The 16,473-nt window shown below is 71.1% G+C and carries 15 protein-coding genes; 11 read left to right on the top strand and 4 right to left on the bottom strand.

Annotation, left to right across the window (positions count from 1 at the left end):
• Window positions 1–25: 25 nt before the first annotated feature.
• Entirely contained in the window at window positions 26–1,210 is a 1,185-nt protein-coding gene (locus ACZ4XX_RS00215; protein ID WP_468505734.1) for an agmatine deiminase family protein, read from the bottom strand.
• Window positions 1,211–1,592: 382 nt separating this feature from the next.
• Here ACZ4XX_RS00215 and ACZ4XX_RS00210 point away from each other — a divergent pair, with 382 nt between their 5' ends.
• The 5 genes from ACZ4XX_RS00210 to ACZ4XX_RS00190 all read left to right on the top strand — a co-directional run bounded on the left by ACZ4XX_RS00210 (window position 1,593) and on the right by ACZ4XX_RS00190 (window position 5,247).
• Window positions 1,593–2,171, top strand: coding sequence for a TetR/AcrR family transcriptional regulator (locus tag ACZ4XX_RS00210; protein WP_468505733.1), 579 nt, complete (start codon window positions 1,593–1,595; stop codon window positions 2,169–2,171).
• 171 nt (window positions 2,172–2,342) lie between these two features.
• Entirely contained in the window at window positions 2,343–2,831 is a 489-nt protein-coding gene (locus ACZ4XX_RS00205; protein ID WP_468505732.1) for a DUF1269 domain-containing protein, read from the top strand.
• Window positions 2,832–2,883: 52 nt separating this feature from the next.
• Complete coding sequence (locus ACZ4XX_RS00200; RefSeq protein WP_468505731.1) at window positions 2,884–3,978, top strand: baeRF3 domain-containing protein; 1,095 nt, start codon at window positions 2,884–2,886, stop codon at window positions 3,976–3,978.
• A gap of 91 nt (window positions 3,979–4,069) precedes the next feature.
• Window positions 4,070–4,714, top strand: coding sequence for an FxLYD domain-containing protein (locus ACZ4XX_RS00195; RefSeq protein ID WP_468505730.1), 645 nt, complete (start codon window positions 4,070–4,072; stop codon window positions 4,712–4,714).
• A 29-nt stretch (window positions 4,715–4,743) separates the two neighbouring features.
• On the top strand, window positions 4,744–5,247 hold the full coding sequence (locus ACZ4XX_RS00190; protein ID WP_468505729.1) for a DUF1269 domain-containing protein: 504 nt from the start codon (window positions 4,744–4,746) through the stop codon (window positions 5,245–5,247).
• 86 nt (window positions 5,248–5,333) lie between these two features.
• Here ACZ4XX_RS00190 and ACZ4XX_RS00185 read toward each other — a convergent pair whose 3' ends face one another.
• Together ACZ4XX_RS00185 and ACZ4XX_RS00180 are read right to left on the bottom strand one after the other, a co-directional pair.
• On the bottom strand, window positions 5,334–6,596 hold the full coding sequence (locus ACZ4XX_RS00185; RefSeq protein ID WP_468505728.1) for an arginine deiminase: 1,263 nt from the start codon (window positions 6,594–6,596) through the stop codon (window positions 5,334–5,336).
• Window positions 6,597–6,655: 59 nt separating this feature from the next.
• Window positions 6,656–8,116, bottom strand: coding sequence for a basic amino acid/polyamine antiporter (locus tag ACZ4XX_RS00180; RefSeq protein ID WP_468505727.1), 1,461 nt, complete (start codon window positions 8,114–8,116; stop codon window positions 6,656–6,658).
• On the opposite strand from ACZ4XX_RS00180, the gene ACZ4XX_RS00175 reads away from it, so the two are divergent.
• From ACZ4XX_RS00175 to ACZ4XX_RS00160, 4 genes are all read left to right on the top strand, one after another.
• A complete protein-coding gene (locus tag ACZ4XX_RS00175; RefSeq protein ID WP_468505726.1) occupies window positions 8,115–8,243 on the top strand; it encodes a hypothetical protein in 129 nt (42 codons plus the stop codon). The two genes, ACZ4XX_RS00180 and ACZ4XX_RS00175, sit on opposite strands and share 2 nt — an antisense overlap.
• A 637-nt stretch (window positions 8,244–8,880) precedes the next feature.
• Window positions 8,881–10,290 carry a family 2B encapsulin nanocompartment shell protein gene (locus ACZ4XX_RS00170; RefSeq protein ID WP_468505725.1) on the top strand — a complete coding sequence of 470 codons (1,410 nt, stop codon included), beginning with the start codon at window positions 8,881–8,883 and terminating at the stop codon, window positions 10,288–10,290.
• Between the two features lie 167 nt (window positions 10,291–10,457).
• Entirely contained in the window at window positions 10,458–11,804 is a 1,347-nt protein-coding gene (locus ACZ4XX_RS00165) for a family 2 encapsulin nanocompartment cargo protein terpene cyclase (RefSeq protein ID WP_468505724.1), read from the top strand.
• Between the two features lie 14 nt (window positions 11,805–11,818).
• Window positions 11,819–12,703 (top strand): geranyl diphosphate 2-C-methyltransferase, encoded by an 885-nt coding sequence (locus ACZ4XX_RS00160; protein WP_468505723.1) that lies wholly within the window; start codon window positions 11,819–11,821, stop codon window positions 12,701–12,703.
• 73 nt (window positions 12,704–12,776) lie between these two features.
• On the opposite strand, the gene ACZ4XX_RS00155 is transcribed toward ACZ4XX_RS00160, so the two are convergent.
• Window positions 12,777–13,685: an adenosine kinase gene (locus ACZ4XX_RS00155; RefSeq protein WP_468505722.1), complete on the bottom strand. Its 909-nt coding sequence runs from the start codon at window positions 13,683–13,685 to the stop codon at window positions 12,777–12,779.
• A 268-nt stretch (window positions 13,686–13,953) separates the two neighbouring features.
• Here ACZ4XX_RS00155 and ACZ4XX_RS00150 point away from each other — a divergent pair, with 268 nt between their 5' ends.
• The gene (locus tag ACZ4XX_RS00150; RefSeq protein WP_468505721.1) at window positions 13,954–15,096 is read left to right on the top strand and encodes a S1 family peptidase; all 1,143 of its coding nucleotides are present in this window, start codon (window positions 13,954–13,956) and stop codon (window positions 15,094–15,096) included.
• Between the two features lie 128 nt (window positions 15,097–15,224).
• Entirely contained in the window at window positions 15,225–16,292 is a 1,068-nt protein-coding gene (locus tag ACZ4XX_RS00145; protein WP_468505720.1) for a chitinase, read from the top strand.
• Window positions 16,293–16,473 lie beyond the last annotated feature (181 nt).

The raw sequence follows: 16,473 nt of genomic DNA, 5'->3' as shown, positions 1-16,473 counted from the left end.
GGGAGGTGGTGGAGGGGCGCGCGGGTCAGGCGGCGGGCTTGCCCGGCTGGTCGTGGGTCGCGCAGTGGATGCCGCCGCCACCGGACGCGATGGTGTCGATCTGTACCTGCACGACGTCCCGCTTCGGGAACTGCTCCTGGAGGATGCCCCGAGCGCGGTCGTCGGCCGCCTCGTCGCCGAACCTGGGCATGAAGACCGAGTCGTTGGCGACGTAGAAGTTGGCGTACGTCGACACGAAGTCGTCGCCCTCGCCGGTGATCAGGTCGAGGTCGGGCTGCGGCAGGTCGATGATCTCGAAGCGCCGGCCCCGCGCGTCGGTCGCCTTCTCCAGGACCGAGCGGGCCTGGTCGGCCGAGCGGGACCAGGAGTCCGGGGGAGAGCCGGGGAACGCCTGGTCCAGGAGGACCACGCCGGGTGCGGTGAACCGGACGAGGCTGTCCACGTGCGCGTCGGTGATGTCCTCGCCGCGGACGCCCGCCAGCCAGACCACCTTCTCGACGCCGAGGGTCTCGATGAGTTCGTCCTCGATCTGGTCCCGGGTCTTCCCGCGGTTGCGGTTGTCGTTGACGATCGAGCTCTCGGTGACGAGGAGGGTGCCCTCGCCGTCGGTCTCGAAGGAGCCGCCCTCGGCGACGAGGGGTGCCACCTCGCGGGGGATGCCGTACTTGCGCAGCAGCAGCCGGCCCACCTGGGAGTCGTTGGTGTGCTCCTGCTTGTCGCCCCAGCCGTTGAAGTTGAAGTCCACCCCGAGGAGTTCGTCGCCGTCCTCGACGAAGACGGGCACGGTGTCCCGGGCCCACAGGTCGTCGACCGGCATCGCGATGACCTCGACCCGCGAGCCGCACGCGCGCTGGGCCGCGGCGACCTGGGCCGGCCGGGCCATCATGACGACGGCCTCGTACTCGGCGACGGCACGGGCGATCCGGGCGATGTCCTCACGGACGTAGGGCAGGTCGTCCCCCCAGACGGAGGTGAGCGCGGGCCACGACATGAACGTACGGGTGTGGCTGTCCCACTCGGCGCCGAAGCGGCGCTCGCCGCCCGCGGAGGAGGGGCGGGCCGAGCCGGTGGCGGGGCGGGTGGAGGCCCCGGTGGCACCGGCCGGCGCGGAGTCACCGGGGCCGCAGCCCGCGGCGCCGAAGGCGAGGACGCCACCGATGCCGGCGAAGGCGCGCAGGGTCGTGCGGCGGGTGGGAGAGGGGTGGGACACGCTGTGCTCCGATCATGGGCTGGCGAGACTATCCAGCGGCGGCGGGCGGATCGTGACGAGACGCGCGCGGCGTGGCGGATTCGCGGGCCTGGGCTTCACGCGGGTGACCTGCGTGCGGAGACGGTCGGGGTACCCGGACGTGAGTGGGGGCGGGCCGTGGCGCCACTCTGACACTGACTGGATTTTCAGTCAAGGCGGGAAGGGTGTGGCGCGCCCGCGGTCGCGCCGTCGAGACCTCTTTCGGGGTCCTCGGATGGCGGCTCTGGGCTCAGGAGGACTGAAGAATCGGTCAAGTGATGCGAGCGGGCGGCTGCAGTGGTGTCCCCGGGTCGGCGGACCTCGGCCGGACGGCCGGAGGAGGGGAGCGGATAGGGTGCGGGGCATGTCGTCTCGCAGTACTCAGATCCTGGAAGCGGCCGCCCGGGTGATCGCCCGGCGCGGGGTGCGCGGCCTGCGCGTGGAGGAACTCGCCGCGGAGGCCGGGGTCTCCACCGGACTGATCTACTACCACTTCAAGGACCGGACCGGGATCCTGCGGCACACGCTGGAGTTCATCAACGACCGCGCCGAGCGGTACACCACGGAGCGCGACCCCGACGCGGAGCCCCTCAGTGCCCGCGAGGAGCTCGACGAGGTCCTCCTCCTGGAGCTCCAGGACACGCCGGAGGTGCGGGAGAACAGCTCGGCCTGGGGCGAGCTGCGGGCGAGCGCCGTCTTCGACCCGGTCCTGCGCGAGGACCTCGCGCGGGCGACCCTGATCTGGGTGCAGGAAGTGGCCGCGCTCCTGGGCCAGGTGCAGCCGATGGCGCCGGCGGCCACGCTCGCCGCCGCCGCGGAACGGCTCACCGCCCTCCTGGAGGGCCTGAGCATGCGCTGGCTGAGCGGCGGCATCGCGATCGACCACGCGCGCACCCTGCTGCGCGAGGCCGTCGACGCGGAGCTGGCCTCGCTGAAGAAGTAGGAGCCCGACGGGACGGCCCGGTCCCGGCGGGCGGGCGGATGCCGGCCACTCGGTCGCGCGGGTGCGCGCCCGTGCGATGCCCGTACGCCCGTTGAGGGGAACACCGAGTCGCGAGGCCGGACATATCGGTACACGATGACACTTCATGGCCCCTTCTCCCAGGAGGCGGGAATGGCTGAGCTCATCGTCATCGGATACGACGACCCCCGGGTGGCCGAGAAGGCGTACGACACGGTGCAGGAGCTGCAACGCGACTACGTCGTGCATCTCAACGGTCTCGCGATCGTCTCCGTCGACGCCGACGGCAGCACCCACGTCGACACCGACAGCCGCGTCGTCGGCGCCTCCGCCACCTCCGGTGCCGTGTGGGGAGCCATCTTCGGCCTTCTCTTCCTGCTCCCCGGTGTGGGACTCCTGACCGGAGCCGCCCTCGGCGGCCTCGTCGGGAAGATCAGCAAGTCCGGCGTCGACGACCGGTTCCGCCGGCAGGTGGAGGACCTCCTCAAGCCCGGTACGGCCGCCGTCGTGATCATGGCCTCGAAGGTCACCGACGACAAGTTCACCGTGGCCATGCGGCCGCACGGCGGAACCGTCCTCAAGACCTCGCTCAGCGACGAGGACGAGAAGGAACTGGCCGAGCAGCTCACCGGCCCCCAGTAGCCGGCCGGCCCCACCCCGCCGAACCTCCGGCATGCGTCAGGAAGGCTTCCTCATGGACCCCGCGCTCAGCAGCGACGTGCTCGCGAAGCTGCGACAGCCCCGCCCGTACCCCGCCGTGTCCCTCGTGATGCCCACCCACCGCCGTGAGCCGGACAACACCCAGGACCCCGTACGCCTCCGCAACCTCGTGGCCGCGGCGGAGAAGGCGATCCAGGACGACCCCGGGGTGACCCGCGAACGGCGCGCCGACGTCATGGACCAGCTGAGCCGCGCGGTGGCCGAGACCGACCTCGCGCACGCCGAGGACGGCCTGGTCGTCTTCGTGGCCCCGGGGGAGCACTACGTCTGGACGGTGGCCCGGTCGGTCCCCGAGCGCGTCGTCCTCGCCGACACCTTCCTCACCCGGAACCTCGTGGCCGCCCAGGCCGCCGAGCAGCCCTCCTGGGCGCTCGCCGTCTCGGCCGACCGCGTCTCGCTGTGGAGCGGCAGCCCCGAGCGGGTCACCGAGCACACCGGGGACGGCTTCCCGCTGACCCGCAGCCTCGACGACCCGGACGCGGAGCGCAAGGAACGCATCGGCGACCTGCCCAGCACCTTCCAGGACGAGGCCACCCGCCAGTTCCTGCGCGAGGCGCACACGGCCCTGCGCACCGTCCTCGCCTCCGCTCCGCGCCCGCTGTACGTGATCGGCGAACCCGCAGCCCTCGCGCTCCTCGAGGACACCGGACCGCTCCAGCCGGGCGCGACGCCCGTGCACCACGGAGGGCTGGCGAAGGGGCCGGCCGCCGCCGTCCAGGAGGCCGTCGAGCCCGCCCGCGTCGCCCGCGAGAACGCCGCCGCGACCACCGTCCTGGCCGAACTCGACGCCGCCCGGGGACGCCGCGAGTTCGCCGGCGGCATCGACGAGGTGTGGCAGGCGGTCAAGGAGGGCCGGATCCGGCTGCTCGCCGTCGAGGACCACTACCGGACCGTGGTGCGCGACGAGGGCGGCCATCTGGAACCCGCCGAGCCCTCCGAGCCCGGGTCACGGGACGACATGGTCGACGAGATCGTCGAGCGGGCCCTCGACACCGGCGCCGAGGTCCAGTTCGTCCGCGACGACGCCCTGCTCGACATGGGCCGCATCGCCGGCGTCCTGCGCTACTGACGACGACCGCGCCGAGGCCGCACACCGACCGCGCACCGACATCACTCGCACCGACCGTACGACGAACGCTCACGAGAAGAGGACGCATCCTGTGAACCCCACATCGACGCGCGCGAGGCGGGCGGTCCGCGCACGGGCGGTGAGCGCGGCCGCGGCCGTCGTCGTCACGGCCCTCGGCGCGGCCGGCCTCGTGTCCTGCGACACCGGGAACGACGACACCGGCAGCAGCCCCACCTTCAGCGAACGCCCCACGGCCCCCGACACGGCCGGCTTCTCGGGCGAACTTCCCTCCTCCGTCGCCTCGTCGGGGGCGGCCGCGGTCGAGTCCGCCCGCGCGTCCGCCTCCTCCGCGGCGGCCTCGGCCTCCGCGCGCGAGGCCGAGCGCAAGGCGTCCATCGGCGCGGAGGTCGAACGCACGCGCCGGGAGGCCGAGGAGGAACTGAAGGACGTGAAGGCCCCCGGCAACGCGCTGAACGAGGTCGCGATGACCGGCAAGCCCCGCGCGGACACCGGCGGCGTCCTGACCGTCGTCCTGAACATCACCAACAACACGAACGAGGAAGCCTCCTACGCCGTGCAGGTCGACTTCCTCGACCCTTCGGGCAAGGTCGTCGAGACGCAGTTCGTCGGCGTCGAGGACCTCGAACCGGGCGAACGCCAGCAGCCGTTGGTCATCAGCCGGCAGCCCCCCGAGCCGGTGCTGACCCCGAGGCTCACCAAGGCACAGCGGTACTGACGCCAGGACCGACACAGGAGGAGAGCCGTATGTCCGAACTCATCGTCCTCGGCTACGACGATCGCGCCGTCGCGAACAGGGTCTTCGCCGAGGTGCAGAAGCTGGGGGACAGCCATGCGATCGAACTGACCGGGCTCGCCGTCGTCTCGGTGGACGCCGACGGCAAGACCCATGTGGACACCCCCGCGAGGAGGAAGGGGGAGGCCGCCCTCTCGGCCACCGCGGGCGCCCTCTGGGGCATGGTCTTCGGCATGATCATCCTCACGCCGGGAATCGGAGTGGTCGGCGCCGCCGTCGGCGGACTCATCGGCAAGCTGAACCAGATGGGCGTGGACAACAAGTTCCGCGACAAGGTCCAGTCGCTGCTGACCCCCGGCTCGTCCGCCGTCGTGGTCATGGCGACGAAGGTCTCCGAGGACAAGTTCGCCGCCGCCGTCGAGCAGTTCGGCGGCACCGTGCTCAAGACCTCGCTGTCGGAGGAGAGCGAGCGGGAGCTCGCCGAGCAGCTGGCGGGCCCCGACCCGACCGGCTGACCGACCGCCCGTGGCACGTCGAACCGCCCGTGGCACGTCGAACCGGCCACCCCTCCACGGGGGTGGCCGGTTCGTTCGCCCCGTCGTCAGAACTCGACCGCGTCCCGGATCAGGGGGCACGTCATGCAGTGGCCGCCGCCGCGCCCACGGCCGAGCTCGGCGCCCACGATGGTGATGACCTCGACGCCCGCCTTGCGCAGCAGCGTGTTGGTCTGGGTGTTGCGGTCGTACGTGAAGACGACGCCGGGTTCGAGGGCGACGGCGTTGTTGCCGCTGTCCCACTGTTGCCGCTCGGAGGCGTACACGTCGCCGCCGGTCTCGATGACACGGAGGTTCGGCAGACCGAGGCCCTTGGCGACCACGTCCACGAACGGCGTGCCGCCCTCGTCGGTGATGTCCACGCCGGGGGCCTTGTCGCCGGGCCGCAGCGTGAAGGTGTGGACCGCGTCCATGATCTTCGGATAGAGCGTGACGATGTCCCGGTCCGCAAAGGTGAAGACGGTGTCCAGGTGCATCGCGGAGCGCAGCTTCGGCATGCCCGCGACGATGACCCGGTCGGCCGCACCGTTCTCGAACAGCGAGGCGGCGACCTGGGTGATGGCCTGCCGTGAGGTGCGCTCGCTCATGCCCATGAGGACCACGCCGTTGCCGACGGGCATGATGTCGCCGCCCTCGAAGGTGGCCTGGCCCCAGTCCCGCTCGGGGTCGCCCCACCAGACGGCGGCGTCCCTGTAGTCGGGGTGGAAGGTGTAGACGGCCTTCATGAGCAGGGTCTCGCCGTGCCGCGCCGGCCAGTACAGCGGGTTGAGGGTCACGCCGCCGTACAGCCAGCAGCTGGTGTCGCGGGTGTAGAGCGTGTTCGGCAGCGGCGGCATCAGGTACTCGCGCACCCCGGTGGCCTCGCGCGCCAGGGAGACGTATCCGGAACGGAACGCGTCGGGCAGGTCGGACGTCGACAGGCCGCCGATCAGGTACTCGGCCAGATCGCGGGCCGCGACGGAGTCCAGGAAGGCGCGGGTGTCGTCGATCAGGCCCAGGCCGACCTCATTGGCGATGATCTTCCGGTCGAGGAGCCAGGCGCGCGCCTCGGGGATCGCCATCGTCTCGGTGAGCAGTCGGTGCAGCTCCACGACCTCGACGCCCCGCTGGGTCAGCTTGTTGACGAAGTCGGCGTGGTCGCGCTGCGCGTTCTCCACCCACATCACGTCGTCGAACAGCAGGTCGTCCGAGTTGGTCGGGGTCAGCCGGCGGTGGGCGAGCCCCGGGGAGCAGACAAGGACCTTGCGGAGCCGTCCGACCTCGGAGTACACGCCGAGCGCGGGCTTGGCGGAAGCGTCGTTGCTGGTCATGCGGGGCCTTTCGGGTACGGGGGTGACGAAGGGGCGGGTCGGAGGACGACGAGGCGGAATCAGAGGCTGATCCAGCCGGTCGCGAGGGCCACGACGCCCATGACGGCGCCGGCGATCGAGACGACGAGGATCACCAGCTCGCGCGGGGAGAAGAGCTGTCTGCCCTGCTCGCGCCGGGCCTTGACGAACAGGAAGGTCGCGGGCGCGTAGATGAGGAAGGAGACGAGGACGAACTTGAGCCCGGCCGCGAACAGCAGGAACGCCGTGTACACCGTGGCCAGGGCGGCCACGACCAGCTCACCGCGGGTGCTCCGGCCCGCCACCTTCTCCTGCTCGGGTCTCACCGCGATCTTCACCGCGAAAGCGGCGGCGAGCAGGAACGGGATCAGGCTGAGCGCGCTGGTCAGGTCGAGGGCGAAGTTGAAGGCGTCGTCGGAGAACGCCGTGACGACGAGGACGACCTGGCTGAGGGCCGTGGTCATCAGCAGCGCCGGCACGGGCACGTCGTCGCCGCTGGAGCGCCCCAGGAAGCGCGGCATGTCCTCGTCCTTGGCCGCCACGAAGAGCACCTCGGCGGCCATCAGCGTCCAGGCGAGATAGGCGCCGAGGACGGAGATGATGAGGCCGACGCTGACGAAGACCTTGCCCCAGGTGCCGACGGCCGCCTCCAGGACCCCCGCCATGGAGGGCTGCCGCAGCTCGGCGATCTCGCTCATCGGCATGATGCCGTACGACACGATGGTCACCGAGGCGAAGACGGCGAAGACGCTGAGGAAGCCCAGGATCGTCGCCCGCCCCACGTCCTCGCGGCGCTTGGCGTGCCGGGAGTACACGCTGGCGCCCTCGACCCCGAGGAAGACGAAGACGGTGGCGAGCATGGTGCCGCGGACCTGGTTGAACAGCGAGCCGGCGTAGTCGGCGCCGCCCCAGTTGTCCGCGAAGACGGACGCGTCGAAGTAGAACAGGGCCAGGATGACGAAGACGATGATGGGCACGACCTTGGCCACGGTCACGATCCGGTTGATCGCCGCGGCCTCCTTCACCCCGCGCCTGATCAGCAGGAAGAACGCCCACAGTCCGGCGGAGGACAGGACGATCGAGAGCGCGGTGTCGCCGTCGCCGAGCGCCGGGGCGATCGCGCCGATCGTGGACATGATGAGCACCCAGTACGTCACGTTGCCGACGCAGGCGCTCGCCCAGTAGCCGAACGCCGAGAAGAAGCCCAGGTACTCGCCGAAACCGGCCTTGGCGTACGCGTAGACGCCCGCGTCCAGGTCCGGGCGGCGCACCGCGAGCGCCTGGAAGACGAAGGCGAGCATCAGCATGCCGAAGCCGGCGATCGCCCAGGCGATCAGCGCGCCCGCGACCCCCGTCTCCTGCGCGAACCGTCGGGGCAGCGAGAAGACCCCGGCGCCGACCATGGAGCCGACGACCATCGCGGTCAGGGTGACGAGAGTCAGTTTGGCCGTCGGCGGGGACCCGGCGGTGGTGGCGTCTGTTCCGGTATCGGCGTTCGACATGACCTACCTCGAGGGCGACTCGGTGGGGTCCCCGGGCGACTCGGTCCTCTGGATCTTCTCGATCGTGAAGCCGGTGATGCCGCGGAGGACGCTGAGCGGGGGACTGGCGTGGTGGAAGACCGCGTAGGGGGCATGCGGCAGAGGGGCGTTCGGGAGGGTGGGGGACAGCGCTCCCCGGGCGGCCCGCCGGACGTCGGACCGCCGGTGCCCCTTACTGCGCCCGACCGGCGCGGCGGTCAGGGCGTCCGCGAGCGACGGTTCCCGTGGGGTTCGTTCGTCTTCGGCGGGTTCGCCGACCTGCATGCCCACCCCTTGGAGCGACGAGAGATGACTGGAAGCCGAATCTAGCCGGAGAGGACCGTTTTGTCTCAATAGGGCACTATGTGTGCCCGTAGGGAATGGGTGCGCAGAGACCACGGCGTCGGAGACGGGTCGAACGTCGACGCGGTGCTCGAACGGGAAGTGGGCGGGACGCCGGCACGACCTATGGGCTCTCGGCCACATGGCCCGAATGCCGCAGATCACCGGGTTAAACCTCGAACGGAGCAAGATCGCCGTTTCGAGGTAATGCCCTCGAATCGATGGGGTGTACCGGGGTCACCGGCCGTTACTGTTCCCCGGGATCTGGACGGATTCCCAGATCTTCATCCCTCTTCCTCCCCTTTCACGAGCTTTTCCCTGCCTTCTGTCTTTCTCCTCTTTCACTGACCGGCGCCCCCGCGCGCGCCGGTCACCACCCCCCTGCGAAGGAGAGCCCGCCCCCCATGACCGTCGACACGAGCCCGGAAGCACAGCAGGACACGCCGAAGCAGTCCAGCCTCAGTACCGCCGCCGCCCGGAACCTCGCCACCACGACCAAGTCCGCCCCGCAGATGCAGGAGATCAGCTCCCGCTGGCTGCTGCGCATGCTCCCCTGGGTCGAGACCAAGGGCGGTGCCTACCGGGTCAACCGCCGGCTGAGTTACACCGTCGGGGACGGGCGCATCGAGTTCGTCCAGGACGGAGCACACGTCCGGGTGATCCCCCGCGAGCTCGGCGAACTCGCCCTGCTGCGCGGCTTCGAGGACGACGAGGTGCTCAACGCGCTGGCCGGCCGGTGCGTCCAGCGCGACTTCGGTGCCGGCGAGGTGCTCGTCACGCGCGGCGCCCCCGCCGAGGAGATCCACCTCGTCGCCCACGGACGCATCAACCAGACCTCCCTCGGCAAGTACGACGACGAGGTGGCCGTCGCGGTACTCGCCGACGGCGACCGCTTCGGCGAGAACGCCCTTCTCGACGCCGACGCCCGTTGGGACTACACCGCCACCGCCGAGACCGCCGGCACGCTGCTCACCCTCTCCCGCGCCGAGTTCGCCGCCGTACTCGCCTCGTCACCGGCCCTCCAGGCCCACATCGAGGCGTTCAGTTCGCTCCCGCTGCAGCGCCAGAACAAGCACGGTGAAGCCGAGATCGCGATGTCGGCAGGTCACACCGGCGAGGTCGCGCTGCCGGGCGCCTTCGTCGACTACGAGCTCAAGCCGCGCGAGTACGAACTCTCCGTCGCCCAGACCGTCCTGCGGGTCCACACCAGGGTCGCCGACCTCTACAACGGGCCGATGAACCAGACCGAGGAGCAGCTCAGGCTCACCATCGAGGCGCTGCGTGAGCGCCAGGAGCACGAGCTGATCAACAACCGGGAGTTCGGCCTGCTCCACAACGCCGACTTCAAGCAGCGGATCCAGACCCACTCGGGCCCGCCCACCCCGGACGACCTCGACGAGCTCCTCTGTCGTCGCCGCGGCACCCGGCTCTTCCTCGCCCACCCCCGGACGATCGCCGCGATCGGCCGCGAGTGGAACGCCCGTGGCCTCAACCCGGGCACCGTCGACCTCGACGGTCAGCAGGTCCTCAGCTGGCGGGGAGTCCCGCTGCTGCCCTGCAACAAGATCCCGATCACCAAGGAGAACACCAGCTCGATCCTCGCCATGCGCCTCGGCGAGGACAACCAGGGCGTCATCGGCCTCCGCCAGACCGGTCTTCCGGAGGAGTACGAGCCCGGCCTCTCGGTGCGCTTCATGGGCATCAGCGAGCAGGCGATCATGTCGTACCTCGTCACCACGTACTACTCCGCCGCCATCCTCGTGCCGAACGCGCTGGGCGTGCTGGAGAACGTGGAGATCGCCCGCAGGCACTAGGACCCGTCGTCCGACTCCCGCCTGCCCCGCGATTCGGTCGACGGCGGGAGTCCGGCGACAGGACCTGGAGAAGCCGCCGCGGCGGCCGCGGCGGTCCGGAGTGTTCCGGGCCGGCCGACCGTGCCCGGGATCCCGGACCGCCCACCACCCTCACCAAGGAGTCACGGATGCCCGAACCCGGGTCTTCCCCTCTGCAGTCGAGCCTGCCCACCGCCGCCGCCCACTTCGGGATCCATGTCCTCGGACGGGCGGCCGCTCCCACCGAGACGGCCGGGGCAGCCGCTCTCACGGCCGCGGCCGCCGCGGCCACCGGTGCCGGCACCGTACCCGTGATCGCCACCGCACCCGCGGTCGCTCCCGGCGTCGTGGCCGCTCCCGTGTCGCCGGCCGGCGCCGTCGTCACCGCGCCGCCGGTTCCCGAGCCGGGGTTCGTCCTGCCCGGGCCCACCGGCCTCGGCACGGCGGCACTGTCCCTGGCCCGGCGCGCGGCGGCCCCCGAGCTGCCGGAGCCTCCGGCGCCCGCGGCACCGGTCGAGGGCCGGCCGATCCCGGGCCTCTACTTCCACCCCGTACCCGAACCCGACCCCGTACGCGTGGACGAGGTCAGCCGCAGGATCAAGGCCTGGGCGCTCGACGAGGTGCAGCTCTACCCCGAGGACTGGGAGGGCGAGTTCGACGGATTCTCCGTCGGGCGCTACATGGTCGCCTGCCACCCCGACGCCCCGACCGTCGAGCACCTGATGCTCGCCACCCGCCTGATGGTCGCCGAGAACGCCGTCGACGACTGCTACTGCGAGGACCACGGCGGCTCGCCCATCGGCCTCGGCGGACGGCTCCTCCTCGCGCACACCGCCCTGGACCCGCTCCACACGACGACGGAGTACCAGCCGGACTGGGCCGAGTCGCTCCATGCGGACGCCCCGCGGCGCGCCTACCGCTCCGCCATGGAGTACTTCGTCGACCGGTCGACCCCCTCGCAGGCCGATCGGTTCCGGCACGACATGGCCCGGCTGCACATGGGCTACCTCGCCGAGGCCGCCTGGGCCGAGACGGACCACATGCCGGAGGTGTGGGAGTACCTGGCGATGCGTCAGTTCAACAACTTCCGCCCCTGCCCCACCATCACCGACACCGTCGGCGGCTACGAGCTCCCCGCGGACCTGCACGCCCAGCCGGCCATGCAGCGCGTCCTCGCGCTCGCCGGGAACGCGACCACCATCGTGAACGACCTGTACTCGTACATGAAGGAACTCGACAGCCCCGGCAAACACCTGAACCTGCCCGTGGTGATCGCCGACCGCGAAGGCGTCTCCGACCGCGACGGCTATCTGAAGGCCGTCGAGGTCCACAACGACCTCATGCGCGACTTCGAGGCCGAGTCCGCCGCCCTCGCCGCGGCCTGCCCCGTCCCGACCGTCCAGCGCTTCCTGCGGGGCGTGGCCGTGTGGGTCGACGGCAACCACTACTGGCACCAGACCAATACCTATCGCTACAGCCTGCCCGATTTCTGGTAAGAAATGGATTATCTGTGACCAGCACCGAGTACACCACTGTCACCGGCACCTCCGCGTTCGTCCCGTCCCCGGCGACGCCGTACCAGGGTGACATCGCCCGCTACTGGAACGACGAGGCCAGGCCCGTCAACCTGCGTCTGGGCGACGTCGACGGGCTCTACCACCACCACTACGGCATCGGCGCCGTCGACCACGCCGCCCTCGGGAGCAGCGAGGACAGCGAGTACGAGAAGAAGCTGATCACCGAACTGCACCGGCTGGAGTCCGCGCAGGCCGAGGTCCTCCTGGACAACCTCGGAGTCATCGGGCGGGACGACACGCTCGTGGACGCCGGCTGCGGCCGCGGCGGTTCGAGCGTGATGGCCCACCAGCGCTTCGGCTGCAAGGTCGAGGGCGTCACCCTTTCCTCCACGCAGGCCGACTTCGGCAACAGGCGTGCGAAGGAGCTCGGCATCGACGACCACGTCCATGCCCAGGTCTGCAACATGCTGGACACCCCGTTCGAGAAGGGAAGCATCGCCGGCTCGTGGAACAACGAGTCGAGCATGTACGTCGACCTCGACGACCTCTTCGCCGAGCACTCCCGCTTCCTCAAGGTCGGCGGCCGCTACGTCACCATCACCGGCTGCTGGAACCCGCGGTACGGCCAGCCCTCGAAGTGGGTCTCCCAGATCAACGCGCACTTCGAGTGCAACATCCACTCCCGCCGCGAGTACCTGCGTGCGATGGCCGACAACCGTCTCGTCCCGCAGGCCGTCATCGACCTGACGCCCGACACCCTGCCCTACTGGGAGCTGCGCGCCACGTCGTCCCTCGTCACCGGGATCGAGGAGGCGTTCATCAACTCCTACAAGGACGGCTCCTTCCAGTACGTCCTGATCGCGGCCGACCGGGTCTGATCCGGCCGATCCCGCGTGGGCCGAAGGGCCCGGTCCGTCGTGCCGCGGACCGGGCCCTTCCGGGCGTTCCCGCTCAGCCCCGCGCCGCGGCGACCTCGTCGAGCAGCCGCGCGCGGTCGATGGCGTCGCTCCCCGTGGCCGGCACGGTGCACGCGTAGGCGCCCGCCACCGCGCCGTAGAGCGCGCACCGGTCGAGGTCCTCGCCGTTCAGGCGGCCGAAGAGGAAGCCGGCGGCGAAGGCGTCACCCGCGCCGTTGGAATCGACCACCGGCTCGCGGGGCGTGACGGCGGGTACGTGGACCAGCCCGGCTGCGGACAGCATGGAGGCGCCCTCGGCCCCGGCGGTGGCGATCACGACCTCCGCCCGGCCCCGCTCCAGGATGCGGCGCATGGTCCGCTCCGTGTCCGCGAGGGCCGTGGCCGAGACGAACACGATGTCCGCGCCGTAGGCGAAGGGCTCGTGATAGGGGTTCTCGCCGTCCCAGTCGTGCAGATCCGTGGAGACGGTGAGGCCCGCCTCGCGCAGTGGCGGAAGGGCGAAGGCGCAGGGGTACGTGATCGAGACATGGGCGTGCCGGCTCGCCGCGGCCAGGGGGCGGAGCAGCTCCTCGGGCAGCCGGTCGGACTCCCGGGAGCGGCTGTCGTCGTAGAGCGAGAGCCGACGGCCGTCGGGGCCGACGAGGTTGACGGCCCGCTTCGTCCCGCCGGGCAGGGGCACGGCGGTGAAGTCGATGTCCCGGTCGCGGTGGAACGTCCGGACGAGGTCGCCCGAGGGATCGTCGCCGATCATGTCGATGTGGTGCGTCCGAAGGCCGAGTGAGCTCAGGCCGAGGGCCACGAAGTCGCCGGTCTGTCCGGCGCGGGTCTCGATGCCCGGCCGGATCATGTAGCTGTCGGCGTAGGGGAGGGGGAGTTCGGGCACGTACACGATCGTGTCGACGCCCGACCCGCCCAGGACGAGGACGTCGTACCCACTGCTCATCGAAGTTCCTCTCGTGCTGCGGCGCGGCCCAACTGCCCGCGACCGCTGGTGAGTCAAGCAGCCTGCGACGTCCGTCGGCAAGATCTTGCAGGTGCTTGCTGAAGGACTCTGCGGAGATCCGGCCTCCGTCGATCTCCGGTTCGAATGTCCGGTCCTGGTATGGACCTGACAAGTGAACTGTCGCTACGGTGGCTTCCGTGCTCGCTTGAGAGCGCTCTCAGTACCTGCTCCCCCACCTCAGTGCCTGCTCCCCCACCAGGAGGCTCCTGTGAAACGTACGTCCGCCCTGCGCGCCGCCGCCGCGGCCCTGCTGCTCACCGTCGGACTCGGCGCCGCCCAGGCGGTGCCCGCGAGCGCCGTCCCCACCTCCACCGCGCCCACCGCCTCGACCGGGCTCCTCGACGCCATGCGCCAAGACCTCGGGCTCACCGCACGGCAGGCCGAGGAGCGACTGGCTGCCGAACGCACCGCGGCCCGCGTCGAGTCGGAGGCCAGGAAGGCCGCCGGTGGCTCGTACGGCGGCTCCTGGTTCGACGCGGCCACCGGACGGCTCGTCGTCGCCCTCACCGACCGCGACGAGGAGGCCGAGGTCAAGGCGCTCGGCGCCGACACCCGGCTCGTCCGGCACAGCGCCGGCGCGCTCGACCGCGCCAAGGCGCGGCTCGACGCCCGCCCCGCCCCGAACGGGGTCGCCGGCTGGCACGTCGACCCCCGCTCCAACAGCGTCGTCGTCACCGTCGTCCGCGCCGACCGGAACGCCGCCGCCGTACGGGCCTTCGTCGAGCGGGCCCGTGAGACCGGGCCCGTCACGGTCGCCGAAACGGCGACCGCGCCCCGCACCTACGCCGCCGGAACCGTCGGCGGCGACCCGTACTACACCGGCAACGTCCGCTGTTCCATAGGCTTCTCCGTACACGGCGGCTTCGTCACCGCCGGGCACTGCGGCGGGGCCGGAGCTGCGGTACGGGGCTGGGACGGATCCGCGATGGGCACCTTCCAGGGCTCCTCGTTCCCCGGCAACGACTACGCGTACGTCAGCATTCACAGCGGCTGGTGGACGGTGCCCGTGGTGCTCGGCTGGGGCACGGTCTCCGACCGTCTCGTCCGGGGGTCCGCCGAGGCGCCGGTCGGGGCGTCGATCTGCCGTTCCGGATCCACGACCAAGTGGCACTGCGGCAGCGTCCTGGCCAAGAACGAGACCGTGAACTACAGCCAGGGCGCGGTGCAGCAGATGACGAAGACCAGCGTGTGCGCGGAGGGCGGTGACTCCGGCGGCGCGTTCATCAGCGGCGACCAGGCCCAGGGCGTCACGTCCGGCGGCTGGGGCAACTGCTCGACCGGCGGGGAGACCTGGTTCCAGCCCGTGAACGAGATCCTCGGCCGCTACGGCCTCACGCTGCACACGGCCTGACGGGCCGGGGGGACCCGTAACGCCCGTGCCCGCGAGGGTGGTTGACGAATGGTCTGGACCAACCTACGGTCTGCTGGAGCGCGCGCCACACCTAGGACCACCCCCCCCCCACGTCCCAAGGAGCACGCATGCCAGCGCCCCGGATCGCCCGTCTCGTCGGAGCAGGTCTCGCCACCCTGCTCGCAGCCGCCACCCTCGCGGCACCCGCTGCCGTGGCCGCCCCGTCCGCCACGGCGGCCGACACCTGCGCCCTCAGGCAGAAGCCCGCGGGCAAGGTGCTCCAGGGCTACTGGGAGAACTGGGACGGCGCGGCCAACGGCGTCCACCCGCCCTTCGGTTGGGCGCCCATCGACGACCCCCGCTTCGCCGCCCACGGCTACAACGTCGTCAACGCCGCCTTCCCCGTGATCCGTTCGGACGGAACCGTGCTGTGGGAGGACGGCATGGACAGCACCGTCCGTGTCTCCACCCCGGCGCAGATGTGCAACGCCAAGGCGGCGGGGGCGACGCTCCTCATGTCCATCGGCGGAGCCGCCGCGGGGATCGACCTCAACTCCCGTGCCGTCGCCGACCGGTTCATCGCGACCATCGTGCCCATCCTGAAGACGTACAACTTCGACGGGATCGACATCGACATCGAGACCGGTCTCGTCGGAAGCGGCAGCATCGGCACCCTGTCCGCGTCGCAGGCCAATCTGGTGCACATCATCGACGGCGTCCTCGCCCGCATGCCCGCCGGGTTCGGCCTGACGATGGCGCCGGAGACCGCGTACGTCACCGGTGGCAGCGTCGCCTACGGCTCGATCTGGGGCGCCTACCTCCCCATCGTCAAGAAGTACGCCGACAACGGGCGCCTCTGGTGGCTCAACATGCAGTACTACAACGGCAGCATGTACGGATGCTCGGGCGACTCCTACTCGGCGGGCACCGTCGCCGGGTTCGTTGCGCAGACCGACTGTCTGAACCGGGGCCTCGTGATCCAGGGCACCACCATCCGGGTGCCGTACGACAAGCAGGTCCCCGGCCTTCCCGCCCAGCCGGGCGCGGGCGGCGGCCACATGGCCCCGTCGCTCGTCGCGCAGGCCTGGAACCACTACGGCGGGGCGCTCAAGGGCCTCATGACCTGGTCGGCGAACTGGGACGGGGCGAAGGGCTGGACGTTCGGCGACAACGTGAAGGCCCTCCAGGGGCGCTAGGTCCTGTCTCGAACTGCCGTCGTCGCCCGAAGGGCCGGGCAGGCGGGAGTTCGACGCCAGGGCCTGGACCGGCGCCTGCCGTGCTCCCCGCCGTGGGGGGGGGGGGGGGGGGGGGGGGGAGGGGGGAGGGGGGGGGGGGGAGGGGGGGGGGGTGGGGGGGGGGGGGGGGGCGGTGCGTGTC

The organism is Streptomyces sp. NPDC029956 (assembly GCF_055574655.1).
The sequence above is the reverse complement of the archived record's forward strand: the minus strand, read 5'-3'. Positions and strand labels throughout refer to the sequence as shown.